19 protein-coding genes are annotated in these 18,527 nt (G+C 71.8%); 7 read left to right on the top strand and 12 right to left on the bottom strand.

Annotated elements, in window-relative coordinates:
• The first annotated feature begins 11 nt into the window (after nucleotides 1–11).
• The 3 genes from LQK93_RS03700 to LQK93_RS03710 all read left to right on the top strand — a co-directional run bounded on the left by LQK93_RS03700 (nucleotide 12) and on the right by LQK93_RS03710 (nucleotide 3,102).
• Nucleotides 12–1,319: a magnesium transporter MgtE N-terminal domain-containing protein gene (locus tag LQK93_RS03700; protein ID WP_374970223.1), complete on the top strand. Its 1,308-nt coding sequence runs from the start codon at nucleotides 12–14 to the stop codon at nucleotides 1,317–1,319.
• On the top strand, nucleotides 1,316–1,876 hold the full coding sequence (locus tag LQK93_RS03705) for a DUF1003 domain-containing protein (protein WP_374970224.1): 561 nt from the start codon (nucleotides 1,316–1,318) through the stop codon (nucleotides 1,874–1,876). Before LQK93_RS03700 ends, LQK93_RS03705 begins: the two co-directional genes overlap by 4 nt.
• Before the next feature lie 83 nt (nucleotides 1,877–1,959).
• Entirely contained in the window at nucleotides 1,960–3,102 is a 1,143-nt protein-coding gene (locus tag LQK93_RS03710; protein ID WP_374970225.1) for an Mrp/NBP35 family ATP-binding protein, read from the top strand.
• 74 nt (nucleotides 3,103–3,176) lie between these two features.
• Here the strand turns inward: LQK93_RS03710 and LQK93_RS03715 are convergent, their stop codons facing one another.
• From LQK93_RS03715 to LQK93_RS03745, 7 genes are all read right to left on the bottom strand, one after another.
• Nucleotides 3,177–5,006: an ABC transporter ATP-binding protein gene (locus LQK93_RS03715; protein WP_374970226.1), complete on the bottom strand. Its 1,830-nt coding sequence runs from the start codon at nucleotides 5,004–5,006 to the stop codon at nucleotides 3,177–3,179.
• Nucleotides 5,003–6,862 (bottom strand): ABC transporter ATP-binding protein, encoded by a 1,860-nt coding sequence (locus tag LQK93_RS03720; RefSeq protein ID WP_374970227.1) that lies wholly within the window; start codon nucleotides 6,860–6,862, stop codon nucleotides 5,003–5,005. Before LQK93_RS03720 ends, LQK93_RS03715 begins: the two co-directional genes overlap by 4 nt.
• 68 nt (nucleotides 6,863–6,930) lie before the next feature.
• Entirely contained in the window at nucleotides 6,931–7,287 is a 357-nt protein-coding gene (tatB, locus tag LQK93_RS03725) for a Sec-independent protein translocase protein TatB (protein WP_343991900.1), read from the bottom strand.
• A gap of 56 nt (nucleotides 7,288–7,343) precedes the next feature.
• A complete protein-coding gene (locus LQK93_RS03730; RefSeq protein WP_374970228.1) occupies nucleotides 7,344–8,918 on the bottom strand; it encodes a trypsin-like peptidase domain-containing protein in 1,575 nt (524 codons plus the stop codon).
• On the bottom strand, nucleotides 8,915–9,634 hold the full coding sequence (locus LQK93_RS03735) for a hypothetical protein (RefSeq protein WP_374970229.1): 720 nt from the start codon (nucleotides 9,632–9,634) through the stop codon (nucleotides 8,915–8,917). Before LQK93_RS03735 ends, LQK93_RS03730 begins: the two co-directional genes overlap by 4 nt.
• A gap of 16 nt (nucleotides 9,635–9,650) precedes the next feature.
• Entirely contained in the window at nucleotides 9,651–10,298 is a 648-nt protein-coding gene (gene sigE, locus LQK93_RS03740; protein WP_374970230.1) for an RNA polymerase sigma factor SigE, read from the bottom strand.
• A gap of 162 nt (nucleotides 10,299–10,460) precedes the next feature.
• Nucleotides 10,461–10,919: a hypothetical protein gene (locus LQK93_RS03745; RefSeq protein WP_374970231.1), complete on the bottom strand. Its 459-nt coding sequence runs from the start codon at nucleotides 10,917–10,919 to the stop codon at nucleotides 10,461–10,463.
• 71 nt (nucleotides 10,920–10,990) lie between these two features.
• Here LQK93_RS03745 and LQK93_RS03750 point away from each other — a divergent pair, with 71 nt between their 5' ends.
• Nucleotides 10,991–11,614, top strand: a complete 624-nt coding sequence (locus LQK93_RS03750) for an O-methyltransferase (RefSeq protein WP_374970232.1) — start codon at nucleotides 10,991–10,993, stop codon at nucleotides 11,612–11,614.
• A gap of 119 nt (nucleotides 11,615–11,733) precedes the next feature.
• Here LQK93_RS03750 and LQK93_RS03755 read toward each other — a convergent pair whose 3' ends face one another.
• Complete coding sequence (locus LQK93_RS03755) at nucleotides 11,734–11,907, bottom strand: DUF3117 domain-containing protein (RefSeq protein ID WP_076262632.1); 174 nt, start codon at nucleotides 11,905–11,907, stop codon at nucleotides 11,734–11,736.
• Nucleotides 11,908–12,059: 152 nt separating this feature from the next.
• Between LQK93_RS03755 and LQK93_RS03760 the strand changes: the two genes are divergently transcribed.
• Complete coding sequence (locus LQK93_RS03760; RefSeq protein ID WP_374970233.1) at nucleotides 12,060–12,872, top strand: enoyl-CoA hydratase/isomerase family protein; 813 nt, start codon at nucleotides 12,060–12,062, stop codon at nucleotides 12,870–12,872.
• A gap of 153 nt (nucleotides 12,873–13,025) precedes the next feature.
• Here the strand turns inward: LQK93_RS03760 and LQK93_RS03765 are convergent, their stop codons facing one another.
• Genes LQK93_RS03765 through dapE form a run of 4 tightly spaced genes read right to left on the bottom strand, consistent with a single transcriptional unit; the run spans nucleotide 13,026 to nucleotide 16,485 of the window.
• Entirely contained in the window at nucleotides 13,026–14,240 is a 1,215-nt protein-coding gene (locus tag LQK93_RS03765; protein WP_374970234.1) for a hypothetical protein, read from the bottom strand.
• On the bottom strand, nucleotides 14,233–14,535 hold the full coding sequence (locus tag LQK93_RS03770; RefSeq protein WP_374970235.1) for a hypothetical protein: 303 nt from the start codon (nucleotides 14,533–14,535) through the stop codon (nucleotides 14,233–14,235). The genes LQK93_RS03765 and LQK93_RS03770 overlap by 8 nt, the downstream gene beginning before the upstream one ends.
• Complete coding sequence (locus LQK93_RS03775) at nucleotides 14,532–15,308, bottom strand: TIGR00730 family Rossman fold protein (RefSeq protein ID WP_374970236.1); 777 nt, start codon at nucleotides 15,306–15,308, stop codon at nucleotides 14,532–14,534. Before LQK93_RS03775 ends, LQK93_RS03770 begins: the two co-directional genes overlap by 4 nt.
• Nucleotides 15,309–15,330: 22 nt before the next feature.
• Nucleotides 15,331–16,485, bottom strand: coding sequence for a succinyl-diaminopimelate desuccinylase (gene dapE, locus LQK93_RS03780; protein ID WP_374970237.1), 1,155 nt, complete (start codon nucleotides 16,483–16,485; stop codon nucleotides 15,331–15,333).
• 99 nt (nucleotides 16,486–16,584) lie between these two features.
• Here dapE and dapD point away from each other — a divergent pair, with 99 nt between their 5' ends.
• Nucleotides 16,585–17,517 (top strand): 2,3,4,5-tetrahydropyridine-2,6-dicarboxylate N-succinyltransferase, encoded by a 933-nt coding sequence (dapD, locus tag LQK93_RS03785; protein ID WP_374970238.1) that lies wholly within the window; start codon nucleotides 16,585–16,587, stop codon nucleotides 17,515–17,517.
• A 52-nt stretch (nucleotides 17,518–17,569) separates the two neighbouring features.
• Nucleotides 17,570–18,442 carry a hypothetical protein gene (locus tag LQK93_RS03790; protein WP_374970239.1) on the top strand — a complete coding sequence of 291 codons (873 nt, stop codon included), beginning with the start codon at nucleotides 17,570–17,572 and terminating at the stop codon, nucleotides 18,440–18,442.
• The last annotated feature ends 85 nt before the right edge of the window (nucleotides 18,443–18,527 follow it).

Raw genomic sequence — 18,527 nt, forward strand, 5'->3', positions numbered from 1 at the left:
AGCCTTGGCCCATGAGTGCGAGCACGCGAGTCTTCGTCGCCCGCCTGACCGGACTGAGCGTCTTCGACCCGCTCGGTGACCAGGTCGGGCGGGTGAGGGACGTCGTCGTGATGTTCTCGGCGAACCGGCCCGAGCCTCGCGTCATCGGCCTCGTCGTCGAGGTGCCGGGCCGCCGCCGCGTCTTCGTGCCGATGACCCGGGTCACCTCCATCGACGCCGGCGCCGTCATCACCACGGGCCTGGTCAACATGCGCCGGTTCGAGCAGCGCACCAACGAGGTCCTCGTCGCCGCGGAGCTGTTCGACCGCATCGTGCGGGTCACCACGCCGGAGGCGATCGAGGCCGGGTTCGCGACAGCCCTCGTCGAGGACCTCGCCATCGAGCAGGGGCCCCGGAGGGACTGGATCGGCACCCGGGTCTTCGTGCGGCAGATGACCGAGGGCGTCTCCTCGGCGTCGAAGGCCATGTCGCGCCTGACCCGCCGCCGCTCCGGCAAGACGATGCTCGTCGACATCCGCGACGTGGTGGGACTGCACGAGCAGCCCGGCGCCCAGAGCGCCGAGCGCCTCCTCGAGACCTACGACGACCTCAAGGTCGCCGACCTGGCCGAGGTCATCCACGACCTCAACCCCAAGCGCCGCGCCGAGGTGGCCGCCGCCCTCGACGACGAGCGCCTCGCCGACCTCCTGGAGGAGCTGCCCGAGGACGACCAGGTCGAGATCCTCGCGGGCCTGGCCAACGAGCGCGCGGCCGACGTCCTCGAGGCCATGGAGCCCGACGACGCCGCAGACCTGCTCGCCGACCTGCCGCCGGACCAGGCCGAGCAGCTGCTCCAGCTCATGGAGCCCGACGAGGCCGCCCCCCTCCGGCGCCTGCTCGCCTACGACGAGAACACCGCCGGCGGCATGATGACGACCGAGCCCGTGATCCTCGGACCCGAGGCGACCATCGCCGAGGCGCTGGCGACGGTCCGCCGCGAGGAGCTCGCACCGGCGCTAGCCTCCATGGTCTACGTGTGCCGTCCGCCGCTCGAGGCACCGACGGGCCGCTACCTCGGGCTCGTCCACATCCAGCGCCTGCTGCGGGAGCCGCCGCACGGCGCCGTGGGCTCGATCATCGACAAGGAGATCGAGCCGCTGCCGGCCACGGCCTCCCTCGAGACCGTCACGCGGACCCTCGCGACCTACAACCTCGTCTCCCTGCCCGTCGTCGACGACGACGGACGGCTCATCGGCGCGGTCACGGTCGACGACGTGCTCGACCACATCCTGCCGGAGGACTGGCGCGAGGAGCGGCACGAGCTGCGGGTGAAGCCGTGAGCGAGCGTGCCGAGCGCGGCGAGCGCAGGGCCGGGGCACGCCACCAGCGCAGCGACCGGCTCGACCAGCCGCAGGAGCAGAGAGCGAGCTTCCTGCCGCCGATGACATTCTCCCAGGAGGCGTTCGGCGTCCTGTCCGAGAAGTTCGCGCGCTTCATGGGCACGGCGCAGTTCCTCATCGGCATGACGGTCTTCGTGCTCGTCTGGGTCGGCTGGAACGTCCTGGCGCCTGGCAGCCTGCGCTTCGACGAGTACCCGTTCATCTTCCTCACGCTGATGCTGAGCCTGCAGGCGTCGTATGCCGCCCCCCTCATCCTCCTCGCCCAGAACCGTCAGGCCGACCGCGACCGCGTCGCCCTCGAGCAGGACCGCGCCCGCGACGAGCGCAACCTCGCCGACACCGAGTTCCTGACTCGCGAGGTCGCCTCTCTGCGACTGGCGCTGCGCGAGCAGGCCACCCGAGACTTCGTCCGGTCCGAGCTGCGCAGCCTGCTCGAGGAGCTCGAGGACCGCGCCCTCATCCGCGGCGCCGACGAGCCGGCCGGCGACCCGGGCTGACGGTCCCGCGTCGCCGCTCGGGGTGAGCGAGCGCACGCCGGCCGGCGTCGGGGAGCCGTGCGCCGCGGCATACGATGGAACACATGTCTGCCGTCGCACTACCGAGCCGTGACGCCCTGCTCACGGCACTCTCGAAGGTCAACGACCCGGAGATCCGCAAGCCGATCACCGAGCTCGGCATGGTCAAGTCGGTCGAGGTCGACGACGCCGGCAAGGTCGACCTCGCCATCTTCCTCACCGTCTCCGGCTGCCCGATGAAGGAGACGCTGACCCGCGACACGAGCAACGCCCTGCTCGCGCTCGACGGCGTCACCTCCGTCGAGGTCGAGCTGGACGTCATGAGCGACGAGCAGCGTGCCGCGCTGCGCACGCAGCTGCGCGGCGGCGCCCCCGAGAAGGAGATCCCCTTCGCAAGGCCCAACAGCCTCACGCGGGTGTATGCCGTCGCGTCCGGCAAGGGTGGCGTCGGCAAGTCCTCGGTGACCGTCAACCTCGCCGCGGCCATGGCCGAGCAGGGGCTGCGCGTAGGCGTCGTCGACGCCGACGTCTACGGCTTCTCGGTGCCGCGCATGCTGGGCGTCGAGCAGCGCCCGACGCAGGTCGACGACATGATCCTCCCGCCCGTGAGCCATGACGTGAAGGTCATCTCGATCGGCATGTTCGTCCCCGGCAACCAGCCGGTCGTGTGGCGTGGCCCCATGCTGCACCGCGCGCTGCAGCAGTTCCTCGGCGACGTCTTCTGGGGAGACCTCGACGTGCTGCTGCTCGACCTGCCGCCCGGCACCGGTGACATCGCCATCTCCGTGGCCCAGCTCATCCCGACCGCTGAGATCCTCGTCGTCACGACACCGCAGCAGGCCGCGGCCGAGGTGGCCGAGCGCGCCGGCTCGATCGCCCTGCAGACGCACCAGCGGGTCGTCGGCGTCATCGAGAACATGAGCTGGCTCGAGCTGCCCGACGGCACGCGCCAGGAGATCTTCGGCTCGGGCGGTGGCCAGGCCGTCGCCGACTCGCTGACCCGGAGCATCGGCGCGCCCGTCGAGCTGCTCGGTCAGATCCCGCTCGACACCCGCCTGCGCGAGGGCGGCGACTCCGGCACCCCGGTCGTGCTCGGCGCGCCCGACTCCGCTGCGGGCGTCGCCCTGCGCGGCATCGCCCGCCGTCTGGGCACCCGCGCCCGCGGTCTCGCGGGCCGCTCCCTCGGTCTGACGCCCGCCGGCCGCTGAGCCGGCTTCCCGCACGTCGAGAGGCCACACACCGGGGGCATCCTGCCCGGTCTGTGGCCTTGTCGACGTCCGGGTCAGGCCAGGGAGTCCACCCAGGCGCGGTGCAGGTCGGAGAACCGGCCTGACCCCGTGGCGATGAGCTGACCGGGGGCGCCGTCCTCGACGATCCGACCGTGCTCCATGACGAGCACCCGGTCGGCGATCTCGACGGTCGAGAGGCGGTGGGCGATGACGATCGCCGTGCGCCCCGCGAGGATCGTCTGCAGGGCCCGCTGCACCAGCCGCTCGGACGGGATGTCGAGCGAGGAGGTCGCCTCGTCGAGGATGAGGACAGCCGGGTCGGCGAGGAACGCGCGAGCGAACGCGACGAGCTGGCGCTGGCCCGCGCTGAGCAGGCCACCGCGGTTGGAGACCTGGGTCGCGTAGCCCTCGGGAAGGGCCGAGATGAAGCCGTGCGCGCCGAGCTCACGGGCGGCCGCCTCGACCTGCTGGTCGGAGGCGTCCGGCCGACCGAACCGGATGTTGTCGGCGACCGAGCCGCTGAACAGGTAGTTCTCCTGCGTCACCATGACGACGGCCCGGTGCAGGTCGTCCTCGGCGAGGCGCCGCAGGTCGACGCCGTCGAGGAGGACTCGCCCGCCGGTCGGGTCGTAGAAGCGGGTCGCGAGCTTGGCCAGGGTGGTCTTGCCCGCGCCGGTGGTGCCCACGAGCGCGATGGTCTGCCCGGCGGGGATCGTCAGGTCGAGGTCGGGCAGCACCGACGAGCCGGCGACGTACTCGAACCGCACGTGGTCGAAGCGCACCTCTCCGCGCGGGTCGTCGAGGGCGACGGGGTGCTCCGGCTCGGGGACGTCGGGCACCTCATCGAGCACGCCCGACAGCTTCTCGAGGGCGGCGGAGGCGGACTGGAACGTGTTGTAGAACTGCGAGATCTCCTGCATCGGCTCGAAGAACTGGCGCAGGTAGAGCAGGAAGGCCGCGAGGACGCCGACGGTGACGTCGCCCTGGTAGGCGAGGTAGCCGCCGTAGAGCAGCACGACGGCGATCGTCACGTTGCCGATGAGCCGGATGCCCGGCATGAACCACGCGACGAGCCGGAACGCGACGAGGTTGGCCTGGCGGTACTGGTCGTTGACGTCCTCGAAGATCGCCTGGTTGCGCGGCTCCCGGCGGAACGCCTGGACCGCACGGATGCCGTTCATCGACTCCACGAAGTGGACGATGACGAGCGCCACCTTCTCGCGGGTGGTCCGGTAGGTGCGCGCCGACTCCTTGCGGAACCAGTTGGTCAGCAGCGCCAGCGCGGGGCCGCAGAGCAGCGCCACGAGTCCCAGCTTGAGGTCGAGGACGAGCAGCAGCACCGACGTGCCGACCAGGGTCAGGGCGGCCGTGACGAGCCCGTCGAAGCCCGTCTCGAGCATCTCGTAGATCGCGTCCACGTCGGAGGTCTGGCGCGAGATGACGCGGCCCGAGGTGTAGCGGTCGTGGAAGGCCGGGCTCAGCCGCTGGAAGTGCCGGAAGACGCGGCGCCGGATCAGCAGCAGGATGTCCTGGCCGATCTCGCCCGACCGGACGAGGAAGAGGTTGCGGGACACGGCCTGGGTCACGGTCGCGAACAGCACTAGTCCGACGACGAGCAGCAGGGGCCCGAGGTCGCCGGACTCACGGATGGGCGGGATGCCGACGTCGATGCCCTCCTTGACGAGGTACGGGATCGACAGCCGGGCGGCGTTCTCGACGACCACCACGACCATGAGCCACCACAGCGCGCGCCGCCACGGCCGCAGCACCTCCCCGAGCAGCCGGCGTGATCGGGTGGCCAGCCCTGCGGATGCCTCGGCGGTCAGGTCCCCCTCGATGTCGTCGGCAGCCACACCCCGCCAGTCCTGCGTCTGCGAGCTCATGCGGAGACCTCCCTGCTCGCCGGGTCGGACGGGCCGTGGGCGTCGTGCAGCACCTCGTGCGACCCTGCCCGGTCCGGCGCCTCCTCGGTGGGGGCGGTGTCGGCGCCGTCGGCAGCGAGCAGGTCGCGGTAGGCGGGCACCGTGTCGAGCAGCCGCCGGTGCGTGCCGACGTGGGTGATGGTGCCGTCCTGCAGCAGGGCGACCTTGTCGGCGAGCATGACCGTCGAGGCGCGGTGGGCCACGATCAGGCCGGTGGTCTCGGACAGGACGTTGGCCAGGGCCTGCTCGACGAGCTTCTCGGTGTGCACGTCGAGCGCTGACAGCGTGTCGTCGAGAACGAGCACGGCCGGTCTGGAGAGCACCGCCCGGGCCAGGGCGAGCCGCTGGCGCTGACCTCCCGACAGCGACAAGCCCTGCTCGCCGATGCGGGTGTCGAGACCCCACGGGAGGTCGTGGACGAACCCGGCCTGCGCCACCTCGAGCGCCGCCAGCACCTCGTCCTCGGGGGCGTCGGAGCGTCCGAGCGTGACGTTCTCGCGCGCGCTCATCGAGAAGAGGGTGGGCTCCTCGAAGGCGGTGGCCACGAGGCTGCGCAGCTCGGTCAGCTGCAGGTCACGCACGTCGACGCCGTCGATGGTGATGCGGCCACCGGTCACGTCGAAGAGCCGCGGTACGAGAGCAGTCAGGGCGGTCTTGCCCGTGCCGGTCGCACCGACGAGGGCGACCGTCTCGCCCGGGGCCAGGTCGAGGTTCACGTCGCGCAGGACCATCTGGTCCGGCGCGTCCGGGAAGGCGAAGTCGACGTGCTCGAAGCGCAGGTGGCCGCGCGGGGCCGACACCTCGGCCGGTCCGGGACCAGAGACGATGTCGGGCTCGGTGTCGAAGATCTCGAGGACGCGCGCAGCGGCGGTCATGGCCTCCTGGGCCATGGCGAGGATGACCCCGAGCGACGACACCGGCCACACGAGCGAGAGCATGAGGGTGATGAAGGCGACGAGCTCGCCGGGCGTGAGGTCGCCGCGGCCGACCCCGATGGCCCCGAGCAGGAGCACCACCACGACGGCGAGGTTGGGGATGACCTCGAGGAAGGTCCAGAACTTCGCCGACAGCCGGACCTTGTCGATGCTGGTCGCCCGCAGCTCGAGCGCGGCCTGGTCGTAGCGCCGGGCGACGTGGTCGCTGCGCCCGAAGGACCTGATGACGCGAACGCCCACGGCGCCCTCCTCGGCCTGGGTGGCGAGATCGCCCTGCTGGTCCTGGACGCGCCGCGAGATGACGACGTAGGCCTTCTCGAACCGCATCGACAGCCAGGTGATCGGCACGGCGACAGCCGCGACGACCAGTCCGAGCGGCCAGTACATCGTCAGCAGGACGACGGTGACGGTCACCAGCTGCAGCACGTTGACGACGAGGAAGAGCAGGCCGAACCCGCTGAAGCGCCGGATCGCCGAGAGGTCGGTCGTCGCCCGCGACAGCAGCTGGCCGGACTGCCACCGGGTGTGGAAGCTCATCGGCAGGCTCTGCAGCCGCGCGTAGAGGTCGCGGCGCAGCTCGGTCTCGAGGCCGAGCACGGCATTGGACTGCACCCATCGACGCACGAAGATGAGGACGGCCTCCAGCACCCCGAGCGCGAGCGCGAGCAGCCCGAGCGGCAGGACCGGTGCGAGCTCGTGCCGGGTGATGGGGCCGTCGATGATGGCGCGCGTCACGAGAGGGATGGCGATCGAGAGCCCCACGCCGGCGATCGAGGCCGCGAACATGACCACGAGCGCGCCTCGGTGGGGGCGCAGGTAGCCGCGAAGCCGCCACAGCGATCGGGCGGTCGCGGGCGGCTGGGAGTCGGCTTTGTCTGGCATCAGGAGCCGACGATAACCCGCCCCTCCGACACAGATGCCTCTGGGTCAGATTGTTCTTGCTGCGACGGTCAGGTGGCCTCGGAGTCCCACGGTGTCGGGACGGACGGGTCGTGCCCGCGCGGCGTGCTCACCGGCTTGTCGACGGCCGGGGACGGCGCGTAGTCCTCGTCGGGCGGCGACGACAGCGCGTCGCGCACGATCTTGCGGGGGTCGTACTGGCGCGGGTCGTAGGCCTTCCAGTCGACGTCCGAGAACTCCGGCCCCATCTCGTCCTTGAGCTGCTGCTTGGCACGGTCGGCCATGGCACGCGCCTGACGCACGAACCGCCCGAACTTCGCGGCGTAGTCGGGCAGGCGCTCGGGTCCCAGGATGACGATGGCGAGCACACCGAGCAGGAGCAGCTCCCACCCGTTGATGTCGAACACAGTCCCTCGCTTCCACGCGTACCGGCGGCGCCAATCCTACGGCTGCCACCCGAGCCCTAGCTGCCCGGATCGGCTTCCAGCGTCATCCGGAGCTCGAGCTCGGCCTGGCCGCGCCTGACCTTGAGCGTGACGGTGTCGCCCACACCGCGGGCGCGGATGGAGACGACGAGCTGGTCGGGGGTGCGGATGCGCTTGCCCTCGAAGCCCACGATGACGTCGCCCGGCCTGACGCCGGCCTTAGCCGCAGGGCCTTCGGCCGTCACGGCGCCGGCCGTGTCGGCGACCTCCGCCCCCTCGCCCGTGAAGGTCCGGCTCAGCTGGACCCCGATGACCGGGTGGGTGGCCTTCCCGGTCGCGATGAGCTGGTCGGCTGTGCGCCGGGCCTGGTCGCTCGGGATGGCGAAGCCGAGCCCGATGCTCCCGCCGGTCGAGCCGCTCGTGCCGGGCACGCGGGCGATGGCGCTGTTGACGCCGATGACCTTGCCCGTCATGTCGAGCAGGGGTCCGCCGGAGTTTCCGGGGTTGATGGCCGCGTCGGTCTGGATGGCGTTGATGTAGGAGGCCTCGGTGCCCTCGCCCGGCGTCACCGGGCGGTTCAACGCGCTGACGATGCCCGTGGTGACGGTCTGGTCGAGCCCGAGCGGAGCACCCACGGCGATGACCTGGTCACCGACGACCACCTTGTCCGACCGCCCGAGCTGCAGGGGCTTCAGGTCGGTTCGCTTGATCCTCAGCACGGCGAGGTCGTAGCTGGCGTCGCGCCCGACCACCGTCGCCTTCTCCGTGTCGCCGTTGCTCAGCACGACCTCGATGTCGCCGTTGACGCTCGCCTGCACGACGTGGTTGTTGGTGAGGATGTGGCCCTTGGCGTCGACCACGAAGCCCGACCCGGTGGCGGAGCCCTCACTGCCGGCATCGACCTTGATGGTGACGACGCTGGGCAGGGCCACTGCGGCGATGTTGGCCACCGACCCGGCCGGCCGTTGGGTGGCTCCCGGGCCGGGGTCGGGCAGCGTCGAGCCGGCGAGGTTGATGCGGTCCTGGGCAAGCTGCCCCGCCACGCCTCCCACGACTCCGGAGAGCAGGCAGAGACCTGCCACCGCCGCCACCAGCCGGCCTCGCCCGCGCCGCCGCGTGGGTGGAGCAGGGTCGGCGAGGAGTACGCCGGCAGCGGCCCCCTCGGCGCCGCCTCCGTCCGCACCGGGGTCGGGTCGGGTGCCCGCAACGGGCGGCGCATACGGCGAGGGGCCGGCAGGGATGCCGTCAGGTCGGTCGTCGTTCCAGGGCTCGTCGGCCCTCGGAGGGACACCCGCTGCGCGCGACGCGCGGTCGCCGCCGAAGACGTCGAACCACGCGTCGTCGGAGTGGTGCTGGCCCTCCTGGCCGGTCGACGTGCCCTCAGCCGTCCCTGCTGGCGACGAAGCCGGTGGCACGACGGACGAGGACGCCGGCGAGGGGATGGCGCGGGTGTCGTGCAGGTCGATGATGCCGGTCGGCTCGGGGTCACCGGTCGCACCGGGTCCGCCAGGGGCATAACGGGACGGCTCGGGTGCTGATGCGGTCTCGGGTGCGGATGCGGGGTCGGGGGCTTCCGCAGGCCCGGGCTCCGGCGCCCTCGACTCGTCGCTCATGGTCGTGATTGTGCCGAACGGGAGGTCGTGATCCGAACGGAGGTCACCAGCCCGGACACCACACCGGAGCCGACCGCCGCGGCAGAGGTGCCCACCGGCGCCGCCGACCGCGTCGACACGACCCAGAACGGGCTCCTGGAGTCGAGCCCGCCAGCTCGGCCGGGGTCACGGGAGACCCGCGCGACCCGGGTGCCCGGCAGGACCGCGCCGCCGAGGTTCACGGCACTCGCGGGGCCGGCACTCAGGTTGGCCACCGGTCCGCGCACGGACGAAGCCCCGCCCCCCGGGACCGGCGAGACCGCCAGCCCCCAGGCTGCGGCGACCGAGGCGCCGGCGGCGATGGAGGCGACGACCGCCGCGCGCATCGGCGAACGGTGCAGCGCCGGAGCGGTCGGGGGCACGGTCGGCACGGGCTCGTGAGCCGGGGCAGGCGGCATACGGAAGCCGACGGGAGGGACCGGGACACGCGGAGGGTTCGCCTCCGCCCCGGCCGAGGCGGAGGCCGCGGCCGCCGACGCGAGGCTGATCAGGGACGTGCGCAGGCTCGTCGGGACGCCGGTGTCGGCGCGCAGCGCGGCGACGATGCGGCGCTCCTGGTCGGCGGCGGCGCGGCACACCGTGCAGACCACGAGGTGCTTGTCGAAGAGATGCAGCATCGCCGGGGGCAGTGCCCGGTCGACGTAGGCGCGGACGTGTCCCTTCAGATGCGGCGTCACGACATCACCTCGGGTCTCATCGCTGGCTCGCCACCACCCGGCGGCCGGGCAGGCGCAGGCCGGCGCGGGCGGGACGGGACTCGGGCTTGGCGGGTCGGGTGGCGGCGGCCACCTCGGGCGCGCGGTGGGCCAGGGCCTCGCGCAGCTGGGCGCGGCCACGGTGGATGCGCGAGCGGACCGTGCCGAGCTTGACGCCCAGGGTGGCGCTGATCTCCTCGTAGCTGAGGCCCTCGATGTCGCACAGGACCACGGCGGCCCGGAACTCCGGGGCCAGCGCGTCGAGGGCGCGTTGGACGTCGTCGTCGAAGCGGGCGTCGTGGTAGCTCTGCTCGGGACCCTTCTCCTGGCTGGGGAGCCGGCCCGCCGCGTCCTCGGGGAGGGCGTCGAAGCGGATGCGCTGCTTGCGCCGCATCTTGTCGAGGAAGACGTTGGTGGTGATGCGGTGCAGCCAGCCCTCGAACGTCCCGGGCTGGTAGGAGTTCAGCGAGCGGAAGACGCGCACGAAGACGTCGTGGGTGAGGTCCTCGGCGTCGTGCGGGTTGCCCGTGAGGCGGTAGGCGAGGCGGTAGACCCGCGCCGAGTGCTGCTCGACGATCTCCTCCCAGGTCGGAGGGGTCCATGCCGCGTCGGCCTGCTCCACCGAGGTGGGAGAGGTGGACGTCACGCTGGTGCTCACTTCGGGGCTTGCCTTTCGGGCGAGGGATCAACGACTAGAACGCCGCCACGGTTCGATTCGTTCCCATGAGGGTGCCGGACGGGCCTGTCCGGGTCGTGGCGACAACCTGTGCGCAGGCTGTGGGTCACCGCTGTGGGTCACCGCTGTGGGTCACCGCATCTGCGGGCTCCCGTCTCTCGGGGTGGCCTCGTGGTGGCGGCGCCCGTGAGTGCGACGGGCCTCCTTCATCTCGGCCTCGAAGAGGTGGCGGCGGCCTTCGGCCAGGTCGTTCCGCGCGTCCGCCTCCAGCCGCTTGAAGGCGGAGTAGTAGGAGTCGTCGTAGTCCTCGACGATCTGGAAGGTCCACCGGCCCTCGATGACGTTGCGCCCGACGAGCTCCGTCTGGAGCCGGTCGGCGATCTCCTCGTGGCCGGCCTTGCGCAGCAGGTCGACGGCCTCGCCGAGGGCGAGGTCGGCGGTGCCGGTCAACCGGTGGAAGCCGTAGAGGTGGCCGCGGGCGTCCTCGACGACCTCCAGCGCCTCCGAGAGCTTACCCAGGGCCTCGATGGTGGCGTCGTCGACCCCGTCGGGGCGCTGGTGGTCCGGGGTCGGCAGGTCCTGGTCGCTCATGACGCGATCCTTACCCGCTCCGGGCGCGCGCATGCCGAAACGGTTCGCATCGCCACAGTAGGGTTGCGGTCATGAGCACGCAGAAGGTCGCCGCCTGGTCGCACGCAGAGGAGTTCGTCGCTCCGAGCGAGCACGTCGAGGAGGCTGGACTGCGCGGTGAGGAGCTGGGCGCGGAGCCCGTCGGCAACGGGGTCGGAGCCGTCCTGCAGATGCTCGCAGCCGCCACCGGCGCCAAGGCGGTCATGGAGGTCGGCACCGGCGCCGGCGCCTCCGGCCTGTGGCTCCTCGGCGGCATGCCGGCCGACGGCATCCTCACGACGATCGACCTCGAGACCGAGCACCAGCGTGCGGCTCGGCAGGTGTTCGCCGCGGCGGGCTTCGCCCACCAGCGTACGCGCGTCATCGCCGGAAGGGCCCTCGAGGTGCTCCCCCGCATGACGGACGGCGCCTACGACCTCGTCGTCGTCGATGCCGACAAGCAGGAGTACCCCGAGTACCTCGCCCAGGCCACGCGCCTGCTGCGCTCGGGCGGCACCCTCGTCATGACGTGGACCGACAAGGAGTCCGACCCCGCCAGCCGAGACGCCGAGACGCGAACGCTGCGCGAGGTCGGCCGCACGATCCGCGACCAGGGCCGGTTCATCGTCTCGCTGCTGCCGGTGGGCGACGGCCTGCTCACGGCCGTCAAGCGCTGAGAGCACGTATGCCGTCCGGCCGGCCGGACGGCATACGTCCCACCCGTCCCGGCCCCGGAACGCGAGACGACCCCCGACCGTGAGGGCGGGGGTCGTCGGGCCTGGGTCAGGCAGCAGAGTCAGCTGACGCCGTCGCATCCCTGGATCGCGTCACGAAGGGCCGCAGCCTCGTCCGGAGTCATCTCGACGACGAGCCGGCCGCCGCCCTCGAGAGGCATGCGCAGCACGATGCCGCGGCCCTCCTTGACGACCTCGAGCGGGCCATCGCCGGTCCTCGGCTTCATTGCTGCCATGGTTCCCCTTCCCTAGGAATCCTGGGTCTTTGGCTCCATTATTCCGTGTCTGGTTTGCGAGACCTAATTGGGCGTGTGACGGAGCGCACGGTGGGCGCGTCGCAGGGCCGCCACGCTTCCGGATCGGGGCTGGTTGGGAGAGAGTGGCGCCCATGACGCAGACCCCCGACTCGCCCGCTCCCGCACCGCTCCTCGTCGAGGTGGCCGATGGCATCGCCTGGCTGCGGCTCAACCGGCCCGAGGCGATGAACAGCCTCGACAACGCCCTCAAGGACGCCCTCGTCGCGGCCCTGCGCGAGGTCGGCGACGACCCTGCGGTGCGCTGCGTCGTGCTGACCGGCACCGGTCGGGCCTTCTGTGTCGGCCAGGACCTCAAGGAGCACGTGCGCAGCCTCGGTGACCCCACCTCGACGCTGGCCACGACGGTCACGGACCACTACAACCCGATCGTCCTGGCGCTCTCGACGATGAACAAGCCCGTCGTCGCGGCCCTCAACGGGGTCGCGGCGGGCGCGGGGATGAGCTTCGCGCTGGCCTGCGACTTCCGGATCGCGTCCGAGCAGGCGGGGCTCAACACCTCCTTCGCGGGCATCGCCCTGTCGTGCGACTCGGGCGCGTCGTGGACCCTCCCCCGGCTGGTCGGCCCGGCCCGCGCGAAGGAGCTGCTCATGATGCCGCGCACCGTGTCCGCGCAGGAGGCCCTGGCGATGGGGCTCGTGACCAGGGTCGTGGCGGCCGACGAGCTGGATGCCACCGTGACCGAGCTGGCGCGCACCCTCGCCGAGGGGCCGACCCTCGCCTACGGCTCGATCCGTCGGGCCGTGGCGCACTCCGCCGGCACCGACCTCGCCGACGCCCTGGCCCACGAGGCGACGCTGATGGAGCTGACCGGTCGCAGCAGCGACCACCGGGCCGCCGTGGACGCGTTCCTGGCCAAGGAGAAGCCCACCTACACCGGCTCCTGACCCGACACCGCGCCACGAGGCCCGGGCACGCGCGTCCCAACCGGACCCGCCTGGCCCGGTGCGTTGGGTCACCCGGTTACCCAGTGCGGTCGGGGCCGCTCCTCCCGCCGTCGCCGCCGCGGTTGGGTCACTCCACGACTCAACGCACAGGGGTCACGGCGGGTAGTCGCTCGGCGGGATGAACCGCCACAGGATGTCGGTCCAGTAGTACTGACCCACCACACAGAGCACCGCGAGCGGCACGAACCGCCACAGCAGCCGCCTCCAGCCGTTGCCGCGTCGGTCCTTCCACCCCGCCCCGAGCATCACGACCAGGACGGGGAACAGCGGCAGGAGGTAGCGGAAGATGCTGGTGAACGGGTCGAGCACTGCGGCCAGGTAGGCCGGGTAGGCCAGCGTCCAGGTGCGCAGGTCGGCCCGCAGGTTGTGCGCCCACGGGCCGGCCACGACCGCGACGAGGAGCAGCGGCATGACGAGGAGCATCACCGGCCCCCACGTGTCGCCGAAGACGTAGGTCGACATGCCCACCCACGGCTTGAACAGCTCCACCGTGCCGGATGAGCGCCAGGTCGCCATGGTGTCGGTGTAGGCCGACCGCACCCCGGTGCGCCACCAGGCGATCGCAGGCCACAGCAGCCCCGCCACACCGCACGCGACGAGCGCGGCGGCCATGGCGGCGTACGTCCCCCTGGAGATGGGACGAGCCCGGCGCCGGCGCCAGCGCACCACGACGACGACGAGGGTGACGACCGCGAGCGGGACGGCGATGGGCCGCGAGAGCCCCAGGAGCAGAGCCACGACGCTTGCGACCGGCCAGCGCTCCCTGGCGAGGGCGTAGAGGTAACCGACGAGCAGGAGCATCGCGAGCGACTCGGTGTAGGCCAGCTGCAGGGTGACGGAGGCGGGAAAGCCGGCCCAGAGCGCCACGACGAGGTAGGCCGCGGGTTCACCGATGCGCTCGCGCAGCAGCAGGCCCATCAGCACCGCGGCCCCGGCGCCACAGAGCAGGGCGATCGTGGAGCCGACCGCCGGGAAGTGCAGGCCCGTCAGCGCCATGCCGACGCGGGCGAGCATCGGGAAGAGGGGGTAGAACGCCCAGGCGTTCTGCTGGACGGATCCGCTCTCGCTCCGGGGCAGCGTCGTGGGATAGCCCTGCTCGGCGATGATCTGGTACCACTGCCCGTCCCAGAGCGCCGTGAACGGGAAGTAGCTGACAGGCACGGCGTCGCCGCCGGTCATGCCGCTCGGCACCTGGTGCTGCATGACGACGAGCAGGATGGTCGTGGAGACGACGCGGGTCAGCGCGTAGACCGCCAGGACCCAGGCGACGAACACACGGCGGGGCCGAAGGGACGGCAGCTCACTCATGGTCTTCGTCGAGGTGCGACTGCTCACCGCGCAGGACGGCGATCTCCTCGTCCTTCTCGCGGAGCTCGCGCCGCAGCCGGTCGACGACTCCGTCGACCTGGCTCATCCGGTAGCCGCGCAGACCGACGTCGAAGACGAGGTCGTCGAAGTCGGTGTCCCGGATCGGGTCGTCGGGCAGCGGCTCGTGGCTGAGGCTGGAGGTGGGACGACCCATCCCGCCGCCGGCCAGCCCCAGGACCAGCGCCACCAGGAAGCAGAGCACGACGATCCCCACGAGGAGGATGAACCACTTCACTGGTGGTTCTCCTCGTAGGTGCGAATCGCCTGGACGGCCTCGTGCGGGTCGTCCGTGAGGATGAGCCGGTCGAGGTCGGAAGGGTTGATCATCCCGCCCTCGAGCACGGTGGCACGGAGCCAGTCGATGAGACCCTGCCAGTAGGCGACCCCCATCAGCACGACGGGGAACTGGGTGACCTTCTGGGTCTGGGCCAGCGTCACGGCCTCGAAGAGCTCGTCGAGGGTGCCGAAGCCCCCCGGCAGCACGATGAAGCCCCGGGAGTACTTGAGGAACATCACCTTGCGGGCGAAGAAGTAGCGGAAGTTGATGCCGAGGTCGACGTACTCGTTGAGCCCGGTCTCGAACGGCAGCTCGATCCCGAGCCCCACCGAGGTGCCACCCGCCTGGAACGCTCCCTTGTTGGCCGCCTCCATGGCGCCGGGGCCGCCTCCGGTGATCACGGCGTAGCCAGCTTCCGCGAGCAGCCGTCCCACCTCCTCCCCGGTGACGTATGCCGGGTCGCCGGGCAGGGTGCGCGCCGAGCCGAACACCGCGGCCGCGGGGCCGAGCTCCGCCAGCGTCCCGAAGCCCTCGACGAACTCGGACTGGATCCGCATGACGCGCCATGGGTCGGTGTGCAGCCAGTCGGTGGGCTGGCGCCGCTCGAGCAGGCGCTGGTCGGTCGTCGTCAACGGCACCTTCTGACCACGCAGGGTCACCGGGCCGGTCTGGCGGCGGCGCCCTCGAGAAGCTGCCGGGGTGACGGGTGCGGGCTGGGGGTCGGTCGTCACAGCGCCACCCTATGCGCTGTGGTCAGGCGAGCCAGCGCATCAGGGCGGCCTCGGCGCTGGCGTACTGCTCGACCGGGCAGCGCTCGTCGTCCATGTGCGCCAGGTTCGGGTCGCCCGGCCCGAAGTTGACGGCCGGGATGCCGAGCGCCGAGAAGCGGGCGACGTCGGTCCAGCCCTCCTTCGGGTTGACCGGGACCCCGAGCGCGTCGATGAAGGCCCGGGCCGCCGGCAGCTGCAGGCCGGGTCTCGCGCCGTCGGCCGCATCGGTGAGCGAGACGTCGAACCCGTCGAAGACCTGGCGCACGTGGGCGAACGCCTCCTCGGTGTTCTTGTCGGGCGCGTAGCGGTAGTTGACCGTGACGGTGCACGAGTCGGGCACCACGTTGCCGGCGATGCCGCCGGCGATGCCGACCGCTTGGAGCGCCTCGTGGTAGTCGAGCCCGTCGATGGTGACAGTCTCCGCCTCGTAGGCCGTCAGGCGCGACAGCACGGCGGCCGCGTCGTGGATCGCGTTGTGCCCCTTCCAGGGCCGGGCGGAATGCGCCGCGATGCCCTGGGTGACGATCTCGACGCGCAAGGTGCCCTTGCAGCCACCCTCGATCCCGCCGTTGGTCGGCTCGAGCAGCACGGCGAAGTCGCCCTCCAGCAGCTGCGGGGCGGTCTCGGCGATGCGGGCCAGCCCGTTGTAGGTCGCCTCGATCTCCTCGCACTCGTAGAAGAGGAAGGTGAGGTCGCGGGTCGGCTCCGTCAGCTCGGCAGCGACGCGGAGCATGACCGCGACCCCACCCTTCATGTCGACGGTGCCACGCCCCCACAGCTCACCGTTGACGTTCCGGGTGGGCAGGTTGGGCACCGTCGTGAGCGGCACGGTGTCGATGTGGCCGGCCAGCACGATCCTCTCGGCGCGCCCGAGCGAGGTGCGCGCCACGACGGTGTTGCCGTCGCGCGTGACCTCCAGGTGCTCGAGCGGTCGCAGCGCCGCCTCGATCGCATCGGCGAGCCGGGCCTCGTCGTGGCTGACCGACTCGATGTCGCAGATGGCCGCCGTCAGCGTGGTGACGTCCTGCGAGAGGTCGAGGGCCGCGCCGGTCGCAGGGTTCGCCCCGTCGACGCTGGCAGGTGCGGGGGCGCGACCTGCGGGGGCGGACGGCTGGGCGGACTGCTGGCTGGACGGCATACGGGAAGGCTAGCCGCAGGCCGGGGCACGGGTGCGTGGCACCGTCCGCGCCGAGGTCACGTTTCACGGCGGTCACCGATGCCACATATCCTTGCCGCCATGTCGGAGCGCAGCGCATGGGGACACGGACTGACGACGATCAGCGACGACGGGCAGGTGCTCGACACGTGGTTCCCGCGGCCCGCGCTCGGAACGCCGCCGGCTGACGCGGCCGCCCCCACGGGACTCGCCTCGCTCGCCGGCCACGACACCGTGCGCCGGGTGGGCACCGAGATGCGCCTGGTCGAGGTCGACCTCGACGCCGCCCCCGTCGACGCGCCTGACGCCTACCTGCGACTGCACCTGCTCTCGCACCGCCTCGTGCAGCCGAACACCATCAACCTGGACGGCATCTTCGGCGTCCTGCCCAACATCGTGTGGACGAACCTGGGCGCCTGCCCGGTCGAGGGCTTCGAGCAGACGCGGATGCGCCTGCGCAACGCCGGCCAGCACGTCTCGGTCCACGGGGTCGACAAGTTCCCGAGGATGACCGACTTCGTGGTGCCGCAGGGCGTCCGCATCGCCGACGCCGACCGCGTCCGCCTGGGCGCGCACCTCTCCCCCGGCACCACCGTGATGCACGAGGGCTTCTGCAACTTCAACGCCGGCACGCTCGGCACCTCCATGGTCGAGGGACGCATCGTGCAGGGGGTCGTCGTCGGGGACGGGTCCGACATCGGCGCCGGCGCCTCGATCATGGGCACCCTCTCGGGCGGCGGCACGGAACGCGTCCGCATCGGCGAACGTTGTCTCGTCGGAGCCAACGGCGGCATCGGCATCGCGCTCGGCGACGACTGCGTCGTCGAGGCCGGGCTCTACGTGACGGCGGGGACCAAGGTGACGCTCCCCGACGGCTCCGTGGTCAAGGCCAGGGAGCTCTCGGGCTCGAGCAACATCCTGTTCCTGCGCAACAGCGTCACCGGTGCCGTCGAGGCCCGCGACCGCAAGGGGACGGGTATCACCCTCAACGACGCGCTCCATACGAACGACTGACCGACCCGGCCCGACCCGGTTCAGACCAGAGCCGGCGACCCCGAAGGACCTCATGCCCACCAAGCGCCCCGGCACGGCGGCTGCCCGCTCGCGACAGCGAGTGGACGTGCGTCGTCGACGTCGCAGGCTGGCCCTCCTGCTCGTGCTCGCAGTCGTCGTGACCGGGGGCTGGTTCGGGGCGCGCGCGCTCGTCCGGAGCGTCGTCAGCCCGCAGTGCACGATCTCCGCGGCCGGCATGAAGGAGACCTTCGATCCGGAGCAGACGGCCAACGCCGCCCTCATCGCAGCCCTGTCGGTCAAGCGCAACCTGCCGCCGCGAGCGGCCACGATCGCCCTGACGACCGCCTTCCAGGAGTCGAAGATCCGCAACCTGCGCTTCGGCGACCGGGACTCGCTGGGTCTGTTCCAGCAGCGGCCGAGCCAGGGCTGGGGCACCGCGGCGCAGATCCTCGACCCCGTCCACGCGTCCAACGCGTTCTACGACGCGCTGACGAGGTACCCGGGCTACGCGACGGCCGACATCACCACGATCGCCCAGCAGGTCCAGAAGAGCGGCTACCCCGAGGCCTACCGCGACCACGAGGGACAGGGCCGGGTGCTGGCGTCGACGCTCACCGGGCACTCCCCCGCAGGGCTCACCTGCCGGCTCGACGCCGTGAAGGGCGCCGCGACACCGCAGCGGGTCGCCCGCGAGCTGGCCGACCAGATGGGCGTCAGCACCGTCCGCTCCGGGGACGGTTTCCTCACCGTGACGGCCCCCTCCACGACCGCGGCCTGGGCGGTGGCGCAGTGGACCGTGGCGCGCGCCGACCTCTACGGCGCCACCAAGGTCACGGTCGGCGACCGGGCCTGGCAGCGCTCGTCCGGGGACCAGGGCTGGTCGTCCGGGCGTGACGGGACGACGGTCACCGTCAGCCTGGGCTGAGCCGGATGGCCCACGCGCGAGGGCGCGGACACGCGAACGGCCCGCCCCGCTGTGCGGGACGGGCCGAGGCGATGTGACTCGCGAG

The sequence above is a fragment of the Terrabacter sp. BE26 genome (assembly GCF_041941675.1).
GTDB lineage: Bacteria > Actinomycetota > Actinomycetes > Actinomycetales > Dermatophilaceae > Terrabacter.